The organism is Dyadobacter ginsengisoli DSM 21015 (genome assembly GCF_059568735.1).
The window spans coordinates 559,784-582,973 of sequence record NZ_JCANTY010000006.1; the positions used below are offsets into that span (position 1 = coordinate 559,784).

Consider the following 23,190-nt stretch of genomic DNA (forward strand, 5'->3'; position numbering starts at 1 on the left):
AAAAACGAGCCCGCAACCGCAGGCCCGTTTGAACAACACACGTATGAGAGAATTTACTATGGAATCAATTGAACAGAACCGGTTCGGATCATGCGGTTTTCTTGGGTACGGAGGTCGTCGCGTAGCATTTTCCGGAATGGATCGACTGTCTTGGTGGCTGCCAGTCGCTGTCCGGTGGGAGCTGGAATGCCCATTACGTCCAGTGCCTTACGGAGCAGCGTTTCGTTTTCATCACCGAATGGCAGGTAGGGGACTTTTGAATCTTCCACTTCATAGTCAGGCGTCATGCCGTTAACCGTGCCATAATCGGATTCCCCGTTTGCATTTGCCGTTTGGCCGAGCATCACATACACTCCCCATTTCCATCTTTCCTGATCGTCGCTGATGAGCGAGCCGAAAAGATTTTTACCAGCTGTATGTTCGCCGATCCTGATCACGCTCATGTAAGGTTTTAATCCGTTGATCACCAGCTCGCTCGCCGATGCAGTTCCGTTGGATGTCAGGACAAATACCCGGTTCAGGTTGCTTCCGATGTTGCTGGCTTCGTTGAGGAAAGGATATTTCAGTGCATTGGTACCTTGCATTTTTTGCCAGTAAGCCGTGTATTTGTCGTTCCACTGCTCCTTATAGAAGGTCTTTGACTCCGATACACCGGTGCCAATAAGCGAGGCGAGCGTTTCGGCAGAACTGATGTAGCCGCCCGGATTGAAGCGCAGGTCGAGCACGAGCTCGTTAACGCCCTTGCTTTTGAAACTGGCAAATACCTGGCGCAATTCGTTGTCGTACTTGGATTCGTCGGCACCGGTACCCGGAACAAATTGGGTGTAAACCAGGTAGCCGATCGTTTTGCCATAATCGCTTTTCGTAATGACGGAAGAGAAGAGCACGGGATCTTCATTAACCTGCGCTTTGGTCATGGTCACTGTCTGGTCACCGGCAACGATGGTGGAGCCGGATACTTTTCCCAGCGTAAATGTGGCTGTTTCAGCGTCGCCCAGCAAGGACGTGTAGTTCGTGGTCGTGAGCTGTATTCCATTTACTTTCAAGAGAATATCACCTCTTTTCAGGCCGGCCGCTTCGGCTGGGCTCTCTTTTACCACAAAGTTCAGAAAGGCTGCGATATTAGCGTTGCCGGCGTCGATGTATGACAGCGTATAGCTGATGCCGAATATCTTGCTGATCCCGTTGAACTCGTCCTGCAAAGCATCGATGTCGTCGGTTACTGCTGAAAAGCGGTCTACGGCAGTTCGCTCATAGACCATCTTTTCAAAATACTGATGAGGATCAATACTGGCGTCGAGGGTGTTTTGTGCCGGGAGTTCCTTGTACCAGAAATAGGCATCGTTCATTATCTCATATAGCCAGGTATTAATAGCCGGGTAATCCGCAGCACTGGTGGAGTCGAGCGTAGCGGTGGCCGTAGGATCGACGTCTTTGTCCTCACACCCTGCCACGACAAACGCGATACCCAGCACATAGAGAAGATGTAGCTTTTTGATATGTAACATATTAGTCAGTTTAAAGAATAATGTAAACTGCTATTGCATAGGCTATCTTGTAACAGAAGTTGATGAATCAATCATACATCTGTTACGTATCTGTCCCGGGAAATGTGGCGAAGGATGCGCTGGATCGGAGAGAAAAATTATCGCCACTGGTACAGCGGTTTTTGAAAATGCGAAAACCGATGCCGGGCCAGTGGCGATGGATGAGCGGATGCCAGGCTTAAATGCCGGTCAGGCCTCTGAAGAAATTCCTTGCGATGATGGCGTATTCCAGTGGATTCGCTTTGGCGGGATCTTGTTCCGCTTCGAGTACGATCCAGCCGCGGTAGTCGCTGTCCTTGATAATCGAGAAAAGAGCGGGGAAATCAATGCAACCTTCTGCGTCACCGGGAACGGTGAAGACGCCATTTTTGACGGCGGTCAGAAAGCTCAGGCGCTCGTCATGCACGCGTTGCAGGATGTTTTGGCGGACGTCTTTCAAATGGATATGCGCCGTTCTGCCAATGTATTTTCTCAGCGCAGCAACCGGATCTTCTCCCGCAAAATAGAAGTGCCCGCAGTCGTAGTTCAGATACACGTAATCGGGGTTGGTTTCATTCAATAGCCGGTCGGTTTCGGCCACCGTCTGCACGCAAGTACCCATGTGATGGTGAAAGGCAAGTTTCATGCCTCTGTCGCGCGCGACTTTACCCAGCTCATTCAACCCGAAAGTGAAACTGTCCCATTCGTCCCTGGTGTTGAGCATTCCCTTGCCTTCAAAAACCGGCACGTCCATTTGTCCCTGGCAGCTGTTGCCCGTTTCGCCGCCGCCGATCACTTTTGCGCCCATGGTTTCGAGGAAGTCCAGCAATTGGGTAAAATTCTTTCGGTTTTCGGCCAGCGACTTGGTGGTGAGTTCATAGCTGTTCCATTGGTTGCATATTTGCAGTCCCCTCAATTCCAATGCTTTTTTCAAAACATTGGTATCTCTGGGAAACTTGTTGCCTACTTCACAACCTGTAAAACCAGCCAGCGCCATTTCGCTGACGCATTGCTCAAAGGTATTTTCGCCGCCGAGCTCCGGCATATCGTCGTTGGTCCAGTTAATAGGAGCAACGCCCAGGTGAATATTTTCGAAGTTCATTTTTTGAAAGGAAGAAAGGGTGAAAGGGGGAAGGGGTAAAAGGGAGGAAGGGGAAAAGGAATTAGTGAAAACACCCTTCCTTTCCTCCTTCTTTCTTTGTCTCCCACTTCTCTACTATAAAAAAATACGTTGCGTTTTCTTGTTCTCTTGGTAAGTCTCAAATGCTTGCTGAACCGAAGGAGATGTCGATACTTCGGCTACGGGGACTTCCCACCAGGCATGATAACCTTTCACGGTGCGGTACAGGCTGGTCTCGATGTAAATAACAGTAACACGGTCTGTCGTTCTCGACTCGGCCAATGCGTCTTCCAGCGATAGACGGTCAGTAGCCCGGATCACGTAAGCGCCCAGGCTTTCGGCATTCTTGGCGAGATCAACGGGCAGGAAGCCACCTGAAAGTTGTCCGGAGTTATCTTCCCGGTACTTATACATCGTCCCGAACCGCTCGCTTCCGATACTTTCGGATAGACCGCCGATACTCGCATATCCATTGTTATTGAGCAGCAGTATCGTGAATTTCACCCCTTCCTGAATGGCAGTCACGATTTCATGGTTGTTCATCAGGTAGCCGCCGTCGCCGCAGAGCACATATACCTCGCGGGTTGGGTCAGCCATTTTGGCGCCGAGACCGGCGGCGATTTCATAGCCCATGCAGGAATAACCGTATTCGAGGTGGAAATTCTTGGGATCCGTTGCACGCCAGAGTTTGTGCAGGTCGCCCGGCGCGCTGCCCGACGCATTGATCATTACATCACGGTCGTTCATGAAGCTGTTCAGGGTGCCGATCACCACTGCCTGATCGATCGGCGGCACGTTGCCGTTACCTTCGGCATAGATCTGCGCCACCTCGTCATCCCACGCTTTGTTGACGGCAGTTACGTGTTCGCGGTAGGCGGCTGGGACCCGGTAGTCGCCCAGCAAGCCGGTTAATTCTTCCAGTGTAACTTTAGCGTCGCCGATCACGGGCAATGCAGCATGTTTATATGCGTCGAATTCGCTGATGTTGATATTGATGAACCTCACATCGGGGTTCTTGAAAAGCGATTTCGAAGCTGTGGTGAAATCGCTGTACCGGGTTCCGATACCAATCACCACATCGGCTTCATTGGCAATGTCGATGGCATATTTGGTACCTGTCGCTCCCAAACCGCCGATGCTGTAAGGCGCATCATACCGTACTGCGCCTTTGCCAGCGAAAGTCTCGCCCACGGGGATGCCCGTTTGGGTGGCCAAAGCATGCAATACCTCCGTCGCGCCACTGTAAATGGCCCCTCCGCCCGCTACGATTACCGGCTTTTTGGCTGCTCTGATCCATTCAGCTGCTTTTTTTAATGTCGGGACATCCGGACGGGGCCGGCCAACATGCCATACGCGTTTCCGGAACAGTTCTTCGGGGAAGTCGTAGGCGTGGGTTTGTACGTCCTGCGGCATCGACAGCGTCACGGCGCCCATTTCAGCCTGTGATGTGAGTACGCGCATCACTTCCGGCAGCGAGTAGATCAGTTGCTCGGGCCGGTTGATGCGGTCCCAGTATTTGGAAACCGGTTTGAAACAATCATTAACGGAAATATCTTGGGTAGCAGCACTTTCCAGCTGTTGCAGAACGGGATTGGGCTCGCGGGTTGAGAAAATATCGCCCGGAAGCAAAAGAACAGGCAGACGGTTGATCGTCGCGAGTGCCGCGCCCGTAATCATATTGGTAGCACCCGGGCCGATGGACGTAGTGCAGACAAATGCGCCAAGCCGGTTTTTGATCTTCGCATAAGCGACGGCCGTATGTACCATCGATTGCTCGTTCCGGCATTGGTAGTAACGAAAATCAGGGTTTTCCTGCAATGCCTGGCCCAGCCCGGCCACATTTCCATGGCCGAATATCCCGAAGCACCCTCCGAAGTACGGTTCTTCGATCCCGTCGCGTTCGATGTGTTGATTTTTTAGAAACATGATGGTAGCCTGTGCTACGGTAAGTCGTCTTGTCATGTTGTTGATTTTTTGCTGTTCGAACAGATTCATCTACTCTTAATACTAAAATCGCCCGCTTTGTCTGTACAACCGAAGAGCTCAAACTTTTTCAGTATAAACTTTTTATATGATTCCATAAAAATTTTCCCGGGTGTTGTGGGCGCGAATTCATCGGGGCGGTCGCGGAAAAACTCACGGTTTACCATAGTCCATAGCAGCCGGGTGTCGGTGGCGATGTTGATCTTGCAGACTCCCAGCGGGATTGCTCTCCTGATTTCTTCTTCCTGCACCCCTTTGGCATCGGTTTTTAGCTGGCCACCGGCTGCATTAATGCGTTCGATGACTTCGGGTACTACATTGGACCCACCGTGCAGGACCAACGGGAAGCCGGGAAGGCGTTGCTGTATCTCTTCGAGAATGTGAAATTGCAAGCCCTGTCCGCCGGAGAATTTATAGGCCCCGTGACTGGTCCCAACCGCGATGGCGAGGCAGTCGCATCCGGTTGCATTCACGAAATCCTCGACCTGCTGCGGGTTGGTGTAAAAGGAATGCGCGGCGTCGACGGTAAGGTCGTCCTCTACACCCGCCAGTACGCCGAGTTCCGCTTCTACACTGATACCGCGGGCGTGTGCTGTCACTACCACAGCTCGGGTGCGCTTTACGTTTGTCTCGAAATCATCATGCGAAGCGTCTATCATCACGGATGTATAGCCGCCGCTCTCGATGGCATTGAATATGTGTTCTTCGTATCCGTGATCGAGGTGAACGGCGTAGACTACGTCCGGATAAATGCGTGCAGCCGAAGCGATCATCGAAAGCAGCATGTCCGGATGCGCGTATTCGCGTGCAAAAGGAGTGGTCTGCACGATAAAAGGTGCATTCGCTTCCTGTGCCGCTGCAAATAGCCCGTGTATTTCTTCCATGAAAAACACATTCACCGCCGGTATCGCATAGCGGCCGTAACATTGCCGGAAGAGTTGGTGGGTAGTCAGGAGCATTTTGAATGGCTTTCGGCAATCGTCGGTTACCGTTTGTAAGAGTTTGATTTAATTGAAAGCCGGCACACATTCTCAGGCCGGGTAAATTAGGTCAAGCCGAAATATTTCAACACAAGCCACCTACCAGAACACGGTATACAAAGCTGCCAGCACGCCGCAGATCATGATCGAGCCGATGACAAAACTCTTGCCCGGACGGAACATCGATGCTTCGATATCCAGACCTTTGGGGTTGGTTTTGCTTTTCGGATCTGCGAGGGTGATGACAACAATCACCGCGCAAAGGACCAGGAAAATGATTCCCATCCGATCCAGGAACGGGACCTCCGGTGCCAGGAATTTTCCGGCTGTCGACAAAGGAATCGTCAGCAATGCAGCTGTCAATGCGGCAGCCGAAGTAGTCCGTTTCCAGAACATACCCAGGATAAAGATCGCAAACACACCGGGGGTAATGAAGCTGCTGTACTCCTGGATGAACTGGTAAGCCTGATCGAGCACTCTCAACTGGGGCGCGACAATGACGCCAATTCCCATCGCGACATAGATCGTGTAACGTCCTACCCGTACGAGTTGCCGCTCGCTCGAATGCGGTGCAATGTACTGTTTGTAAATGTCGAGGGTAAAAATCGTCGAAATGCTGTTGGCTTTACCAGCTAGGGATGCCACGATGGCGGCAGTCAGTGCGGCAAATGCCATTCCTTTCAGACCGGCAGGTAACAGGTTCAGCAGCACTGGATATGCGTGGTCGGGCTTAACAGCGCCGTGTGTATCGAGCATTTCTTGCTGAAACATGCCATTTTGATACAACACAAAAGCCGCAATTCCCGGAATTACCACGATGATCGGAATGAGCAGTTTGAGCAGTGCGGCGAAAAGAATGCCTTTCCTTGCAGTAGGCAGACTAGCCCCGAGGCTGCGCTGGATAATATACTGGTTGCAACCAAAATAGGCCAGGTTGTTGATCCACATCGCTCCTATGATGACCGATAGTCCGGGAAGATCCTTGTAAAAGGGGTTTTCCTTTGGAAGGATCATATGGAAATGCGAATCAGCCTGTTCGCGCAATACCGAAAGTGCGTTGAAAATCCCGGGTTTGTTGAAATGTTGCGAAACCAGGTCCAGGGCAAGATAGGTAGTTGCCAGGCCACCGAGTACCAGTACGATCACCTGCACCACATCCGTATAGCCGATTACTTTCATGCCGCCGATGGTGATGACCACAGCGAAAATACCCAGCCCGATGATGCCGTATTGGAAGTCCAGTCCGGCAGTGACTTCCAGCGCCAGTGCACCGAGGTACAGGATGGAAGTAAGGTTTACAAAAACATATAGCAAAAGCCAGAAAACCGCCATGATCGTCGCTACGGTAGGGTTGTAGCGTTCCCGGAGGAATTGCGGCATCGTGTATATTTTGTTTTTGAGATAAACCGGTAGGATAAACAATGCAACGACGATCAGCGAGGCGGCGGCCATCCATTCGTAGGACGAAATGGCCAGGCCTATCGCGAAACCCGACCCCGACATCCCGATGAAATGCTCTGCTGAAATGTTGGAAGCAATAATCGATGCGCCGATAGCCCAGAATGTGAGGGAGCCTTCGGCGAGAAAGTAGTCGGTGGAACTAACCTCTTTAGAACTTTTCTTTTTGTAAATCCAATAACCATAAGCGGATACGCCTATCAGATAGATGAAGAATACTATATAATCCAGCGATTGCAGACCGGTAGTGGACATGCTTGTTGAAAGGGTTAGTTGATTAAATCGGGATCCAGGTTTGGTTTAATGGACTCAAACTTATGAATTTTTGAACAGTAACCTCTCACACTGGAGCGGTTGCATATTGCAACACTTCGTCGAGCCTTACACTGCGGCCTTCGGTCAGCGACTTCATTGCCGCGATCCCGATAGCGGTAGCCATCAGGCCGTCATGCGCGTCGACTGGGGAAGGAGTGTCTTTCAGTACACAATCAATGAATGTTTTGAGACAAACCCGGTAAGCGGTTTCGTAGCGTTCCAGGAAGAAATGCAGCGGTAGGGAGCTGTGCCCGCCATTGCTGTCGAAATGGATCAGCGTGTCGGTCGTATTGTTCTCAGCCTTGGCCATTCCCTTGGATCCGAAAATTTCCAGGCGCTGATCGTACCCGTAAACGGCCTTACGGCTGTTGTCGATCACCCCGATGGCCCCGTTTTCAAAAGTCAGTACGATCACCGCCGTGTCGATATCCCCGAATTCCTTGATTTCAGGATGGATCAGCGCATCGCCTTTTACAAACACTTCTTTTACTTCACTGCCGACGATGTAACGGGCCATATCAAAGTCGTGGATGGACATATCAAGAAAAATGCCACCAGACACTTTCAGATATTCTACCGGTGGCGGTGCCGGGTCACGGCTCGTAATGCGCAGGATATGAGGCTCACCGATTTTATCGTTCGCCACCAGGTGCCTCACATTGTTGAAGTTGGCATCGAAACGGCGGTTGAAACCGAGCATGAGCTTGACATTGTTTTCCGCAACGGCCTTTTCGGCTGCCAGGATAGCCTCCAAAGTCACATCCAGCGGTTTTTCGCAGAAGATATGCTTGCCTTTTTCCGCAGCAGCGACCGTATAGGGCACGTGAAAGGGTGTTGGAGAGCAAATGATAACGGCTTCGACGTCCGGGTGATTGATCACTTCGTAAGCGTCGGTGGTTACCTGTTGCACACCCAGGTCATAGGCAAATGCATGCGCAGCGGGGGAGAGATCGGAAGCGATGATCACCTCCGCGTCGGGCATGTGGAGCACAAGGTTGCTGAGGTGGATCTGGCCTATCCGGCCCAGGCCGATCACACCGGTTTTAAGTTTTTTTGTCATCTCGCGGAGTTGCCCCCGGTTTAGACCCGGGGGTTAATGGTGAATGATTAATGTTAGGGTTGTTATGCTTCGGTTTCTAGAACTTTCTGTTCCATTCTTTCAGCCATCGCTCGATGACGACTTTGGTCTGGGTGAAAAACTCGACAGCGTGGCTGCCCTGCCCATGGAGGTCGCCGTAGAAGCTGTCTTTCCAACCGGAGAATGGGAACTGTGCAACCGGTGCGGCCACACCGATGTTAATGCCGATGTTACCCGCTTCTGCCTCATGACGGAACCTTCTCGCGTTGAGGCCGCTGCTTGTGAAAATGCAAGCCATGTTTCCGTATTTGCCCGCATTGATAAAGCGGATGGCTTCGTCGATGGTGTTGATGTGGACAAGACTGAGCACCGGACCGAAGATTTCGGTAGCTGCCAGCTCGCCGTCCAGCGGAATATCCTCGATGATCGTAGGCGCAATGAAATTTCCGTTTTCATAGCCGCTGACAGCCGCATTGCGGCCATCGACCAGCAAACGTCCGCCTTCGTTCAATCCTTTGTCTATCAGTCCGTGAACACGGTTTTTACTTTCTGCCGTGATCACAGGCCCCATGAGTACGTCGGAGTCGAGCCCGAAGCCGGTTTTGCGGCTTTTAGCCGACTCGACGAGGCTTTCCGTAATGTCCTTGTGTTCGCCCACGGTGATGATCGTGGAAGCTGCCAGGCAGCGCTGTCCGGCACATCCGTACACGCTGTCGATGACGATCTGTGAAGTCATGTCAATGTCCGCATCCGGCAAAATGATGACCGGATTTTTGGCGCCGCCCTGTGCCTGCACCCGCTTGCCGTTTGCTGAACCTTTGGCATATACGTAACGTGCGACATTCGATGAGCCCACGAAGCTGACGCCTTTGATCACGGGGTGTTCGAGCAATGCATCGACGACCTCGCGCGCACCCTGAACGAGTCCTAGGACACCTTTCGGCAGATCCAGCTGGTCCATTAAAGCCACGATCTTGGTCATCGTTAAGGGTACTTTTTCAGAAGGCTTGATGATGTAGCTGTTCCCGCACGCCAGCGCATAGGGGAGGAACCAGAAGGTGATCATTCCCGGAAAGTTGAAAGGCGCAATGCAGGCGCACACGCCAAGCGGTTGCCGGATCATGTATTCGTCGATGCCTTTTGCAATATCCTCCGAGAATTGTCCCTGGATTAATGTGGGCATTCCGCATGCATTTTCCACGTTTTCGATGGCGCGTACCATTTCCGCCTTCCCCTCAATGAACGTCTTGCCGGATTCGAGCGTAATGGTGCGGGCTATGTCATCGAGGTTGTCTTCGAGTAATGTCTTAAGTTTAAAAAGATATTGGACCCGTTTGGAAACCGGAGTGCTTCTCCATTCCTGAAAGCCCTCATGGGCAGCTGCCACAGCATCAGCCACATCTTGCGCAGTACCATAAGGGACTTGTGCAAGCACGTCCTGATTGGCGGGGTTCAGGACATTGACATAGTGATCGGAGTGGCTCTCGACCCACTGGCCGTTGATGTAATTCTTTAACTTTTCCATTGGAAATTGATTGGGGCTTACTTGCCGGATCACGAAGACGGGCAGGCACGCAATGTAAATTGTTATTTATTGGGGGTTATAACCCGCCATATCCTTCGACAAACTGCATTACTTCTTCATGGGTAGGCATGAAATTCGCGCAGCCTTCCCGCGTGACAATGATCGCCCCGCATGCATTCCCCATCCTGACGCTTTCATAGAGGTCTTTGCCACGTAAAAGTCCGAATGAGAACCCGGCGCAGAATGCGTCCCCGGCGCCCAAGACATTCAATACCTCTACGGGGAAGCCCGGTACTTTCACTTCTGCTTTGCCTGGCTGGAAAATAGACGCACCGTCTTTGCCACGCTTCACAACCAATGTTTCTACGCCGGAAGCCAGGATTTCTCCGATCGCGTTCTCAATATTACCCCGTATTTCAGGTGCTGAAATCTGCTGGTGTTTGATCAGCAGCTGCTCTTTGTCGGTGAGAAAAGTCGCGAGTATCTCTTCCTCGGTACCTACCACGATGTTGAAGCTGCTCAATGCTGCCCGGATCGTGACACCGAAAGCCCGCGGATCGAACCATTGATCGGCCCGGAAGTCGATGTCTAGCAAGCGCGTAACGCCATTCTTTTTAGCCATTTCCAATGCGAAAAACATCGCGGTGCGGCTTGGGTCCTTGCTAAATGCGGTTCCTGAGAATGCAGCTGCTTTGAAGTCCTGAAATGGAATGGCCGAGACGTGATCGATATTCAGGTTGATATCGGCGCAATTCTCGCGGTAGTACACGAGCGGAAAGCGGTCGGGTGGTTCAATGCCTAGTACGACGGCGGAACTTCTGGTGCCTTCGATCGTGGGAACCCATTCAGTAACAATACCTTCCTGGTCCAGGAAGTGCTTGATGAAATTCCCCACCTGATCGTTCCCGATGCCAGTCAGAATCGCCGTATCCAGGCCCAGCCTTCTGGCACCGGTAGCGATATTCAGCGGGCAACCGCCGACGAACGCATTGAAAGCTTCTATTTTTTCAAATGGGCTACCGACGTTGGCCGAGTACAGGTCAATGGAGGAGCGGCCGAGGGTCAGTAAATCGTATTTGCGCATAGTGTTGGGGGAACTTCGGCTGTCGGCCATCGGCGATCAGCAAATTGTTTAATTTAAAAACTACTAATCAGGAACATTAAAGCCGAAAGCTCATTGCCGGCAGCCGACTCATCCATTCATTTCAGCCGTCACGATCGGCAGTCTTGGATCAGATCCCTTCCAGCTTCCGTAAATCCAGTCGTGGTCCGGGTCGGAGGTATTGGCAAGCGACTGGTCGCTTCCTGCCAGAAAATTGAGATAATACACATTGTATCCGTGTCCTGCCACCACCGGATGATAACCCCTGGGTACCAGCACTGCTTCGTTGTTCTTCACGCGGACAATCTCGTCGAGCGACCGGTCTTCGGTATACACCTGCTGGATCGCGTACCCCTGTGGTTTGTCGATCTTGTAGAAGTAAATTTCCTCGAGATTGGCTTCGATCAGGTTTCCTGCGGCATCTACTTTACGCTCGTCGTGCTTGTGTGCGGGGAAAGAGCTCCAGTTACCGGATGGTGTATACACTTCCACGCACACAATCTTATGGCAATCAAAGCCGGGTTCCAGCAGGCTGTTGATCTGCCGGTTGGCATTATCGCCACCTCTGAATTCAATCGCCGCTTCTTCGGGACGTTTCATTCTTGGCGGGTGATCTTCGTCGGAAAGTACCTTGCAGATCGCAATGTCGGTGGCGGGAGACTGAGCGGTGAGTGTGAATGCAGTGTTGCGTGAGAGGTACATTGCGTGACCGATGCCGCTGAAAACATCCTTCCGGCCATTGCGTGTTTCCCATACCTGCCCGGCCGCCTCTACCTTGAAATTACCGCCTAGCAGAGCGAAACAATATTCATAATCCCCGGTATTGCCGGAAATTTGTTCACCCTCATCCAGTAACTTAGCTTCGAAGTTCAGATAGGTCCATCCGGCTTGCTGGCTGGTGAGTGAGTGATAGGTCTTGGTTCCGGTTTGCGGCTTGATCAGCAGGTTACTCATTGTACGAATTCCATTACATTTGTACAATGATAGTGTTGTATAAATTAAACACAAAATGTAAATATGTTAATATTGAATGCAAACGTTTGAAAAAATTTCAAAGATTTAATTGCCATAAATCAATATATGAATTCCTCACGTCCTGTTACGATCAAAGACATTGCACGCCGGTTTCGCTGCTCGCCATCCACCGTTTCCCGCGCCCTGAACGACCATCCGGCCATTAATGAAGATACCCGGAAAAACATCCAGGAATATGCTCGACAGGTGGGTTATCAGCGTAACGAAGTATCCCTGAGCCTACTTAACAAAAGAACCGCTTCGCTCGGTGTAGTGGTACCTACCATCAGCAATTACTACGAAACTGCGGTGATCGAAGGGCTGCATACGGTGTTGCAGCCGATGGGTTATACGCTCAATATCTGCGTAACCAACGAGAGTTACCTGCTCGAAAAGGAATCACTTTCCAAACTGCTGTCCAACCGTACCGAAGGCATATTCCTTTCCGTATCCCAGGAGACGTATGACGCCGGTTACTATGAGCATCTGGAGAATGTGATCCAGCGAAAAACACCACTGATCTTTATCGATCGCGAGTACGAGGATTTCGAAACAAGCCGGGCCACTGTGGACGATTATCACGGCGCATTTGCGGCCGTAGAGCATTTGATCAGTATCGGGTACAAACAGATCGCGCACCTCAAAGGCCCTAATGGCCTCACAGTGTCCGAACAGCGGTTCAAAGGTTATATTGATTGTTTGAAAAAATACAACATGCCCGTCCGCGACGAGCTGATCCTGAATACCAACTTTAATGTCGAAAGTGCTATTCTGCCTACCAAACGGCTGCTGGAACTGGGCACACCTCCCGATGCGATTTTTGGGGTGAACGATCAGGTGGCGATTGGCGCGATGCGGGTTGCCAAGGACAAGGGCCTCCGGATACCGCAGGATATCGGTTTGGTAGGCTTCGATAACTCACCGATTTCGGCTTATACATTCCCCTCGCTTACTACTGTACACCGGCCGGGCCGTAAAATAGGAATGGAAGCTTCCAGATTGTTTCTGAACGAGCTGAACGGATCAGGTGACTTTACCCATGAAGGCATTGTGCTGCCATCGGAGCTGATCATCCGCGAGTCGTCGCTGCGAATATAGCCTTTGCGGACATAATGGGTAAGTTCCAAGATCATAAATGCCCGTGCTGTTAGTATCAGACATTTCGTAAGTACTTTCGAGGTGCTCTGCATGATCCCGGTCGTTAGAGTCGGTGCGACCCATCGATGACACTGGGCATAATGATGGTTGCCCTGTTGTAATCACGATGTACCTGATAATAGGTTACGAAAAAAAGATTAGCCAATGCAGATACCGCTCTTTGCATCTCTCTTTCCGTGTCCGAGCATTGGAGCTGCTTTTCAACCACTGACCGCGTGTCAAAATAGGGATATACGAACCAGGCTCTCTCCGTGGATTTTGTGCCTGGTTTGATCAGCCAGACGCCTTCCGTTCCGCAAATATTCGCCAGGATCTGAGTGGTCGCGTTAGAGGGCAGATTCCCACGATACCAGGTACTGTCCACTTTTCCGCTACCGTTTACACGGAATATAAATAACCCCCAGTAGGTCTTGCAGTCGACCTTTGGCAGCAGTACTCCTTTTTCAAGCCTATCCCTGATATCTTCCCGGTTGATAATCGGAAATTTGAAATTTTCGGGTTTTATATTGGCCGTATCAGGCGCAGGCGCTCTGAGCGGTGGTGGCGACTCAAATGCAGACAATGGGAAAACGCCAATCTTGGATGCTGTTTTCGCTTGCTCTGATTTTTGCGCCGGAGCGGTGATACTGGCCAACCCTAACAGCAGAGGGGTCACCGATCTAATTGTTGTTGCAATGAAGCGATCCCAATAAGCCATTTAAATGTAGTTGTTAGTTAAGAATGCATGTTTATGGCCTGTTCTGATTGATACAGAGGGCAATTCTAATAAATCTCCGCCGGCAGCATTCAAGTCTGCCTTCGATTCAGATTTATTCCTTTATTCAAAGCTACAATAACAGCAAATATAAAAGAAAATGATATATATTAAAGATAAACGGGCGGGCCAGGAGTTACCCCGGCCCACCCGTTTATTTTTAACATACCTGATTAGTACCCGTCATTCTGTTTCAAATAACCGGGTAAGTTGGAAGCTCCGTCAATAGCGGTCTGCGGGATCGGGAATATCCGTTTCTTCACATCGCTGTTGGATTTTTCAGTCCATTTGCCTTCATATTTGCCGAAGCGGATCATGTCAGGCCGGCGCAACATTTCCCAATAAAACTCGAACCCGCGTTCACGGAACAGCAGATCCAAATTCATGGTGGTCAATGCGGGCGGAGCAAGCGTTTTGGTACGCGAGGCACGCACGAGGTTCACATCGGCGAGTGCTCCCGCTGCATCGTTGCTCTTGCGTAACTTTGCTTCTGCACGCATCATGTATACGTCGGCCAGACGTACGATCACGATATCCGCCTCGCCACGGTTACGACCTGTGTTCGACTTGTTGCTGAATTCATATTTCTCTACCCGGTAGCCGGTGTTATAGTTGCTGCCTGCCGTCGTAAAATCGATCATTTCGCTGAAACTCACCGGAAGGTCGGCACGGTTACGCGTGACGTAGGTGAGTTTCCCCACTTTCAGCTTGCCATCCGGACATCTCAGGAATGCGCCATTAACGCGCAAAGCACCGTACTGCTGGCCCCGGAGGATACCACGGTTGATTTTATAATCGGAATCGTTTACACAAGTATCAGCCGCATTGGTGTAGATCGACATATTTTGCTGGTAGAAGCGTGGGTCACGCGAGGGATCCACCGCGCCGTAGGCCTGCACCCAGGTCTGATAGAAATCCGAAGTGATGCCGGGTCCGTCGGTTCCGTTTGCCCCGGGGAATTCCGCAAGCGGAAATTGGTCCCCCGAGATCGAGAAGTAAGCCATCCGGTTATGTCCATTCAGTTCGGCGCGCTGGTCGACCGCAAAGATAAGCTCCTCGTTGGTGTGGTTGGCGTTTCCAAAAATCGCGAAATAGTCGGGCGACAATTTGGCCTGGCCTGAGTTGATCACCTTGTCGGTATACTGGATCACTTTGTCCATATCCTCCGGTTTGAAATCGAAAGTCGCTCCGTAAATGTTGCGATACACCGCCGCGTTGAGGTAAAGGCGTGACAGCAAGCTCCAAACGGCTGCCTGATTGAGACGGCCCGGGCCCACTGCCGCCTTCGGTTGTACAACGGGCTCAACAGCTAATAACTCGCTTTCAATGTATTTCACAGCTTCGTCGCCGCGGATGATCGTGGACGTTGTTCCGGGGTCTTCTTTCACAAACACGATCCCGAAAAGATCCAGCATAACCATATTGTAGTATGCACGCATCCCACGCGCTTCTGCCGCGTAAAGCGCCGCATTGGGTGATTTTGCTGTTTTCAGGCCTGATATGGCCGTGATACATCTCGAAATGGACTGTACCAGCTGGTTCCAGGTGTTGTTTACGTTCGGATCGGTGCTGGTCGTATTATGCCCGTGCAATGCCAGGTAAATGCCGTTGTCACCCCAGTCGGTACCGCCGCGGTAGGGCAGGATCGCTTCATCAGTGGAGATCTCCTGCAATGCAAAATAGGTAGTATGTTGAAACAGGTTGGGGAGCAACGCATAAGTGGGTGCCAGCAAGCCATTGACGGTTTCTTCTTCCGAAAGATTTGCGCTGAGTGTTTCGTCCAGCACTTCTTCTTTCAGGTCGGTGCAGGCATTGCTGAATATCAGCAGGCCGGCGACCGTGAATATGAGTGATAATTTCTTCTTCATGGGTCAATAATTAAAAGCCAAGATTGATCGAGAAAATGACGGTTTTCGGTTTGGGATAACTCAGGTAATCGATACCATAAGAGGTAATCCCGGCGATCGAACGGTCGTTGTTTACTTCGGGGTCGTAGCCGTTGTATTTGGTCCATAATGCCAGGTTCTGGCCGGTTACCGAAATGCGGGCGGTTTGAACCCATTTACCGATACCCAGCTTGGCAGTATTCAGATTGTAACCCAACACGAGGTTGTTCAACCTTAGGAACGAGCCGTTCTTGAGATAACGCGTCGAAACGAGCGCCGCATTGTTGATCGATTCCGAGGGTTCGGAAAGGGCTTCCCGCGTTACGTTGACGCCTTTCGACAGTTTCAGCTTGTAAAAATTGGAGTTGGCCGTATTGTCGTAGACTTTGTTTCCGGCCACGCCATTAAAGTTCGCGGTCAGTTCAAACCCTTTGAAGCTGATGTTTCCGTTGAAGTTGTACATGCGGGTCGGCAACGCCGTTCCGGCCACTACGCGGTCGGCGTCGTTGACAATGCCGTTGCCGTCTACATCGCGGAACTTGCTGATGCCATTCTCGTCAAAGCCGATGAAATCTTTCAGATAGAATGTACCGATCGCTTCGTCGTTGATATAACCGTTGATTGTAGCGGATGTCAGACCTGAACCCTGGGCGGAACCGGAAGGAATCACCGTGTAAGGAGAATTTTCCACGCGGTTCTTGATAAAAGTAATGTTTCCGCCTACCGAATATCTCAAACCATTGTCGAGCGCATTGCGGTAGTTTAGATCCAGTTCAAGTCCCTGGTTGATAATGCGCATGTCGGGCACGTTCGTCCAGAAAGTTCCCGCGGGCTGAACGGGGTCTGCCGGGATCACTTCGAGCAGAATTTTTTCCGATGTTTTTCTGAAATAATCGATCTCACCGCTCAATGCGCCTTTGAATAACCCGAAATCAAGCCCCAAGTCCGTCTGTTTGGATACTTCCCATTGAATGTCCGGATTAGCCAGACGCGTGTAGGTAGTGCCACCCGGATAAGTAGTACCGCCGTCGAGCGGGTAGCTTGCTGTCCCTGACACCACCGATGTAAACCGCGCCTGTGTGATTTTGGAAGGGATTTCCTGGTTACCCGTCGATCCCCATCCTGCGCGCAGTTTCAGGTCCGAGAAAGGCGATGATTTCATGAACGCCTCCTCGGAAATCCGCCACCCCAGCGAGAATGATGGGAATGAACCATATTTGTTGTTTGCTCCGAATTTGGAAGAACCATCGACCCGCAAAGTAGCTGTTACCAGGTACTTATCTTTGAAACCGTAGTTAACCCGCCCAAAGAACGATTGCAGCTCATTGATCGTCGCAAAACCACCGGGCTGGTTTAATACCAATGTGAGATCCTGCCCGAGTCCGGGGTTATAGATCGGCTCGATGTCGGAGATCGGGAACTTATTGATACTGAAATTCTTACCCTGTACGAAAATATGCTGGTAAGAATGTCCTAACAAAGCGCCGAAACTGTGGCTCTTCGTATTCAGCGTGTAGGTCAGGTAGTTTTCGATCAGTTTGTTGGTGTTTTTTAAACCGTAGTTTTCCAACCGGCCTATTTCAAAAGGAATCGTATTGGGTAATGTTTGCTTATCCTGTGTCGACGTTGAATTGTCGATACCGAAGTTCAGCTTGTAAACCAGGCCTTTAATGATCGTTACCGAGGGCGAAATGCTGGCCAGTACGCGATTGGTACTCAGCACCTCCTTGTAAAGTTTGAGTGAAATCAGCGGGTTGGTGCCGTCCTGGTACTGAAAGGGCTGTCCATCTGCGTCATAAGGCGCATAAGTCGGGTTCGCCGTGATGGCGCCACCGATCATCCCGTTAATATTCGGACGATTGTTTTTGGTATTGGTGGCGTTCAGGTTTACATCAAGCGTAACACGGTCGTTCAACAACTTTTGCGACAAATTGACACGTCCGGTGTAGCGGTTCTGCTGACTCCCTTTCAGGATACCTTCCTGTTTTTGTGCACCAAAAGATGCATAGTAAGTCATTTTATCACTGCCTCCGCCGATAGACAAATTGTTGTTGTACGTCATGGCGGTGCGGGAAATTTCCTTCTGCCAGTCGGTATCGGCCTTGCCGTCGATCACAGTGGCACCGAGTTTGGCAGCCTCGGAGAGAAATTCCGGTCCGGAAAGTACATCTAGCGGACGAGCCATCTTTGAAATACCCACACTTCCGGAATAGGTGACGTTGGCCTGGCCTGATTTCCCCTTTTTAGTGGTGATCAGAATGACCCCGTTGGCACCTCTTGCTCCGTAAATGGCTGTTGCTGAGGCATCTTTCAGGACGTCGATGGCCTCTATGTCCTGCGGGTTCAGAAAGTTGAGCGGATTGGCATCACCGCCGGTGCCACTGTTGTCGAGGGCCATTCCGTCGACAACGAACAGCGGGGTACTACCCGTGCGAACACCACCCGGACCGCGTACGGTGATGTTTGTTTTGCCTCCGGGTTCACCCGTAGCGGACGTTACGTTGACCCCGGATACCTTACCCTGAAGCAGCTGCTCCGGAGAGTTGATGATACCCGAGTTGAATTCGGCACTTTTCAGTGACTTGACAGAACCGGTAATATCTTTTTTGGCACTGCTGCCGTAGCCGACCACCACGACCTCGCTCAGATTGGAGGCCGATTCTTTTAGCTTGATTTCGATTGAGTTGTTGTTTGTTTCGGTCAGCAGGAAATCTGCGAGGCTCTGCTTTTCGAATCCTATGTAGCTGAATTCCAGATTGTATCGCGTACCGGTTTGCAGGTTGGCGAAAGTGAAACCCCCCGATTCGTTGGTGGTTGCACCTTGCTTGTTGCTGCCGTTTGCTTCCGAGATCACAACCGTAACACCGGGCAGGCCTTCCGAGGACCCCTCGGTGATCACTTTACCGGTAAGTGTAATCTCTTTCAAAGTATTCATGTTTCTTTCAACATGTTTTTGGGGCTGGCCTTCGGGAACCGGTATTTCAGCTGCCGCCATCGCATGGAGGCCGCAAACGGCCGTTACCTGCAGAAGACAGTGTCGGATTATCCCGGTCCTGACTGATAGAGTCGAAGTGTTTCTCATAGTCGTGGATTATTGGATTTTACTGTGATTGGAAATAGGGAACGTGCATACATTTTAGCCATAGGGAGAAATGAAAAAAGGTCCTTGGTTACAAGATTACAGATTGTATTTTTAAGATAATTAATAGAAATTACTTTATAGCTAATGCAAACGTTTGAAATTTTATGCAAACGTTTGAAAAAATATAAAGAATAAATTGGATGAAATCAATACGGAAAGGGACGGCGCAGGAATAGTAAATTTTATTCACCCAAAAGTCTGATAATGGAGCGGAAAGTTGCATTAAAGCCACATTTTCGCTCCAAAAATGGGGCGATCAGAAGGGATATCAGTAAGATTGGTCTTTAAGGAATTGGTAAATTGAGATGGGACGACTCCATCGTGGGAATTGGCAGTGAAGATGTTTAAGCCGCCTTTTCAATCGGCTGAATAGAAGCTGCTCATATTGTTCGATATCCATCCAGGCCCAGGCGTTTGTTGAGACTGTAATCTTGCAAGAATGCGATAGCAAGCTCATTTTGGAGAAGATATTCGCGCCCACAAATGTTACAAAGTCCATGTCCCTCGGATTTAGATTCTGAGTGACACAGCTTCCGTCAATCCATTGATAAAACTCGGTTCCGATCAAGGAAGCAAGCCTGTGGATGTATAGCGAAAAGTTACGGAATATCGCCGGGCGGGTTATGGAATCAGGAAATGCTTCTATAAGTTCTTCGTTAAAGGAAGACCAGTCAGTATGAATAATGGGTAAGGAGTCAGATTCCCCCATTATCGAATTTCAAGTGTGTTCAGTTTTTATTCTGAACTTAAAATAAAAAAACAACAGTACTCAAACATCCTGTCGCAGCACTTCCAGGGGCGGTCGCGATAGGATGCCGCGGCTGTTGATCAGGCCGATAAGGACGGTCATGAAGGATACAAAGACGAAAATGATGATCACCGGGACAATTTCCGGCCTGAATTCCGATTCAAAATTGAACCTGGCAAGGCAGAAACTCCCTATCAGGGCAATGAGGATACCGGTGAATGCTGCCAGTGAACCCAGGAAGAAATATTCCAGAGCGGTAATGACAAAGATCTGTTTCCGGCTTGCCCCGAGTGTCCTGAGCAGGACGCTTTCCTGGATACGCTGGTATTTGCTGATCATCACAGAAGCGATCAGTACGACAAGTCCTGTCAGAATGCTGAAACCTGCCATAAAGCGGATTACAAATCCAATCTTGTTGAAAATATCGTCCAGAACGCGAAGGATCAGGGCCAGATCGATGACGGATATGTTGGGAAACTGCGTCACCAGCGCCTGCTGGAACTGTGCCGACACCCCCGCGTTAGGCACATGGAGAAGCATGGCGTGGAACTGAGGGGCATCTTCGAGAACACCCGTCGGGAATACGACCAGGAAGTTCGTGCGGACTTCGCTCCAGTTCACTTCCCGGATACTCGAAATGGTTGTAGGCATCAGCGTACCCTGCACATTGAAAACCATGGTGTCGCCGAGTTCCAGATGGCTTCTGTCGGCAAAGCCTTGTTCGACAGAAATGGGGATCAACGGGTCCGATTTATGGTAAGTGCCCTGCCATTTGCCTTTCGTGACTTTCTCGGATGAGGTGGTGGAGTCGCGAAATGTTACCCGGTATTCCCGGCCGAAGATCCGGCGCGACTGCTCGGCAGTGGTATCACCTTCGAAATCAGCAGCTGTTTTACCATTCACTTCATCGAGGCGCATGTTCACAATGGGTACGCTTTGGGTTACCGGCACTTTCTGCGCCCGGGCAATGGCCAGCACGCCGTCTTTCTGATGGTTCTGAATGTCGAAAAGCACCATATTGGGCTGGTTACCGCTGCTGGAAAGTTTGACGCGCGTCAATAGGATCGTCTGGATAAAAAACAGGGTACAAATCAGCGAGGTGCCCAGCCCGACGGATACGATCAGAATAGTGGTCTGGTTGTTCGGCCGGTACAAATTCGCCAGACCTTGTCTCCAGAGATAACTCCACGAAGTCGGGAAGAAGCGCCTGACCAGCCACATCAGCAAGCTTGCAATGCCGAACAGGATAAGGAATGAAGCCAGAATGCTTGCCGTGAAGATGAGCGCCTGAACCCAGGTTTGCATTTGCAGGAATGAGAATCCGAAAATAAAGACGATGATCAGCCCGTAGAGTGCCCAGCTTACGGCATCGCGCTCGGGATGTGCCGCATCGGCAGCCGCCCTCAGTACATTCAGCGGCGATACTTTCCGGATCGAAACCAGTGGCGGTAATGCAAAAAGTACAGAGATGAGCACGCCTATCGCCAGGCCCTGGCCAATCGCCGGCCAGGAAATTTCGGTGGTTAGGTCGAATGGCAGCAGGTCTTTCATCACCACGGGCAGGAACTGCTGGATGGCGGTTCCCAGAATGGTTCCCAATATCGTGCCGATCAGCCCGATACCGGCAATCTGGATCAGGTAGATGGTGAAAGCCTGGGAAGCTTTTACACCCAGGCAACGCAGGATGGCAATGGAGTTAATTTTCTCGCGTATGTATATATGTATCGCGCTTGCTACACCAATGCAGCCCAGCAGCAATGCCACAAACCCCACCAGCGAAAGAAAGCGGGTGAGGTCTCGGAATGAGCGGCCCGTGTCTTCCTTCTGGCTCTGGACGGTGTTGTAGTCGAGGTCATATTTTTCGAATTTTGGTTCGAGCGCCTTCACCAGTTTTTGGATGTCGGTTTTTGGCGGATACTTGAAATAGTATCGGTATCCGACGCGACTGCCTTTCTGCATCAGGCCGGTCTGATCGAGGAAACGCATGGGAATGTAAACCGTGGGAGCCACCGAACTGGTGATACCTGTCGATCCGGGCGCTTTTTCCAGAATACCTGCAATGGCGAAAGTCATCTCGCCGATCTGGATCGAATCGCCCACCGCCGCGTGGTATTGCAGCATGAGTGTCTGATCCACCAGCGCTTCCTGTCGTGAGCGGAAGGTATTTTCAGCGGATACCGGAATGGTTTCCAATTTTCCGTAATAGGGGAAATCGCCTGATAATGCTTTGACCTGCCCCAAGCGGCTTGCACCGGACTTTTTGAAATAGACCATCGAGGCGAAACTGCGCTCCTCGGACAGTATCTTACTCAGGGAATCCACCAGAGCAAGTGCCTTGCCTTCGATTTTCTTCCCGCTGTAAATGGAGAGATCTGCGCCTATTAACGTGGCTGCCTGACTATCGATGTTGTCGCGCAGGTTGTCGCCCAGCGAGTAAATGGCTACCAATGCAGCGATGCCCAGGATGATCGACGAAATAAAGAGGATCAGTCGCGAGCGGTTTTTTCGGCTGTCACGCCAGGCCATTCGCAGCAGCCAGGAAATATTGAATGTATTCGGGTTCATCGGGAATATGCTAAACGATTTTGCCGCCTTTGATGCGGATAATGCGCTGCGTTTTGGCAGCAAGTTCGAGGTCGTGGGTCACTACCACCAGCGTGGTTCCCGCCTCCCGGTTCAGGTCAAAGAGCAGTTTGACTACCTTTTCGCTGGTTTCGGCATCGAGATTGCCCGTCGGTTCATCGGCGAACAGGATTTGAGGCTGGTTGGAAAACGCACGCGCCAGGGATACACGCTGCTGCTCGCCACCGCTGAGCTGGGTAGGATAGTGGTGACTGCGTTCGGCGAGGCCTACCTTGTCGAGCAGATCCAGCGCCCTCGACTTTACATTCCTTTCTCCGCGCAGTTCCATTGGTACCATTACGTTCTCCAATGCGGTGAGCGTTGGAAGGAGCTGGAAGTTCTGAAAGATAAAGCCGACATACTGGTTCCTGACGGAAGCAAGCTGGTCTTCATTCATACCGTTCAGGCGCGTTCCATGCAATTCCACACTTCCCGACGTAGACCGGTCGAGGCCGGCGCACAGGCCAAGCAAGGTCGTTTTGCCGCTGCCCGACGGACCTACAATCGATACGGTAGAGCCAGTTTCAATGGAAAAGCTGATACTGTCGAGTACTTTGAGGGTGCGGTCGCCGCTTTTATATGTTTTACTGACTTCCTGCAGATCGAGTATGGTATTCATCAATCGTTTTTATTTTATGTTTGCGTGGCGCCGGATCCCGACCGCCGTGAAGAACCTAATTTGGCTCTTTTAGCCAATTCTTTCTCATAAATATAGTTTAAACGGTTTTTAAAAGAGAACGAATGGCCGGGTACACCTTTTTTCATATCAAATTCTGTTC

16 protein-coding genes are annotated in these 23,190 nt (G+C 50.8%); 1 reads left to right on the forward strand and 15 read right to left on the reverse strand.

Going from position 1 to position 23,190, the window contains the following annotated elements:
• Nucleotides 1-56: 56 nt before the first annotated feature.
• From BP71_RS24045 to iolB, 9 genes are all read right to left on the reverse strand, one after another.
• Nucleotides 57-1,508 (reverse strand): S41 family peptidase, encoded by a 1,452-nt coding sequence (locus BP71_RS24045; protein WP_496383980.1) that lies wholly within the window; start codon nucleotides 1,506-1,508, stop codon nucleotides 57-59.
• Between the two features lie 217 nt (nucleotides 1,509-1,725).
• Entirely contained in the window at nucleotides 1,726-2,628 is a 903-nt protein-coding gene (gene iolE, locus BP71_RS24050; protein ID WP_496383982.1) for a myo-inosose-2 dehydratase, read from the reverse strand.
• 114 nt (nucleotides 2,629-2,742) lie between these two features.
• Entirely contained in the window at nucleotides 2,743-4,608 is a 1,866-nt protein-coding gene (gene iolD, locus BP71_RS24055; protein ID WP_496383984.1) for a 3D-(3,5/4)-trihydroxycyclohexane-1,2-dione acylhydrolase (decyclizing), read from the reverse strand.
• Between the two features lie 29 nt (nucleotides 4,609-4,637).
• Nucleotides 4,638-5,588: a class II fructose-bisphosphate aldolase gene (locus BP71_RS24060; RefSeq protein WP_496383986.1), complete on the reverse strand. Its 951-nt coding sequence runs from the start codon at nucleotides 5,586-5,588 to the stop codon at nucleotides 4,638-4,640.
• Nucleotides 5,589-5,708: 120 nt separating this feature from the next.
• Nucleotides 5,709-7,322, reverse strand: a complete 1,614-nt coding sequence (locus tag BP71_RS24065; RefSeq protein ID WP_496383988.1) for a sodium:solute symporter family transporter — start codon at nucleotides 7,320-7,322, stop codon at nucleotides 5,709-5,711.
• An 85-nt stretch (nucleotides 7,323-7,407) separates the two neighbouring features.
• Nucleotides 7,408-8,442 carry an inositol 2-dehydrogenase gene (gene iolG / locus BP71_RS24070; RefSeq protein ID WP_496383990.1) on the reverse strand — a complete coding sequence of 345 codons (1,035 nt, stop codon included), beginning with the start codon at nucleotides 8,440-8,442 and terminating at the stop codon, nucleotides 7,408-7,410.
• Between the two features lie 76 nt (nucleotides 8,443-8,518).
• Nucleotides 8,519-9,985: a CoA-acylating methylmalonate-semialdehyde dehydrogenase gene (locus BP71_RS24075; RefSeq protein ID WP_496383992.1), complete on the reverse strand. Its 1,467-nt coding sequence runs from the start codon at nucleotides 9,983-9,985 to the stop codon at nucleotides 8,519-8,521.
• Nucleotides 9,986-10,061: 76 nt separating this feature from the next.
• The gene (gene iolC / locus BP71_RS24080; protein WP_496383994.1) at nucleotides 10,062-11,069 is read right to left on the reverse strand and encodes a 5-dehydro-2-deoxygluconokinase; all 1,008 of its coding nucleotides are present in this window, start codon (nucleotides 11,067-11,069) and stop codon (nucleotides 10,062-10,064) included.
• 108 nt (nucleotides 11,070-11,177) lie between these two features.
• Nucleotides 11,178-12,041 carry a 5-deoxy-glucuronate isomerase gene (gene iolB / locus BP71_RS24085; protein ID WP_496383996.1) on the reverse strand — a complete coding sequence of 288 codons (864 nt, stop codon included), beginning with the start codon at nucleotides 12,039-12,041 and terminating at the stop codon, nucleotides 11,178-11,180.
• Nucleotides 12,042-12,167: 126 nt separating this feature from the next.
• Here iolB and BP71_RS24090 point away from each other — a divergent pair, with 126 nt between their 5' ends.
• Nucleotides 12,168-13,199 carry a LacI family DNA-binding transcriptional regulator gene (locus tag BP71_RS24090; protein ID WP_496383998.1) on the forward strand — a complete coding sequence of 344 codons (1,032 nt, stop codon included), beginning with the start codon at nucleotides 12,168-12,170 and terminating at the stop codon, nucleotides 13,197-13,199.
• 103 nt (nucleotides 13,200-13,302) lie between these two features.
• Here BP71_RS24090 and BP71_RS24095 read toward each other — a convergent pair whose 3' ends face one another.
• From BP71_RS24095 to BP71_RS24120, 6 genes are all read right to left on the reverse strand, one after another.
• Nucleotides 13,303-13,914: a hypothetical protein gene (locus BP71_RS24095; protein WP_496384000.1), complete on the reverse strand. Its 612-nt coding sequence runs from the start codon at nucleotides 13,912-13,914 to the stop codon at nucleotides 13,303-13,305.
• 272 nt (nucleotides 13,915-14,186) lie between these two features.
• Nucleotides 14,187-15,881, reverse strand: a complete 1,695-nt coding sequence (locus BP71_RS24100) for a RagB/SusD family nutrient uptake outer membrane protein (RefSeq protein ID WP_496384002.1) — start codon at nucleotides 15,879-15,881, stop codon at nucleotides 14,187-14,189.
• Between the two features lie 10 nt (nucleotides 15,882-15,891).
• Nucleotides 15,892-18,927 (reverse strand): SusC/RagA family TonB-linked outer membrane protein, encoded by a 3,036-nt coding sequence (locus tag BP71_RS24105; protein ID WP_496384277.1) that lies wholly within the window; start codon nucleotides 18,925-18,927, stop codon nucleotides 15,892-15,894.
• A gap of 382 nt (nucleotides 18,928-19,309) precedes the next feature.
• A complete protein-coding gene (locus tag BP71_RS24110) occupies nucleotides 19,310-19,750 on the reverse strand; it encodes a DUF6932 family protein (RefSeq protein WP_496384004.1) in 441 nt (146 codons plus the stop codon).
• 60 nt (nucleotides 19,751-19,810) lie between these two features.
• A complete protein-coding gene (locus BP71_RS24115) occupies nucleotides 19,811-22,354 on the reverse strand; it encodes an ABC transporter permease (protein WP_496384006.1) in 2,544 nt (847 codons plus the stop codon).
• Between the two features lie 10 nt (nucleotides 22,355-22,364).
• Entirely contained in the window at nucleotides 22,365-23,030 is a 666-nt protein-coding gene (locus BP71_RS24120) for an ABC transporter ATP-binding protein (RefSeq protein ID WP_496384008.1), read from the reverse strand.
• Between the last annotated feature and the right edge of the window lie 160 nt (nucleotides 23,031-23,190).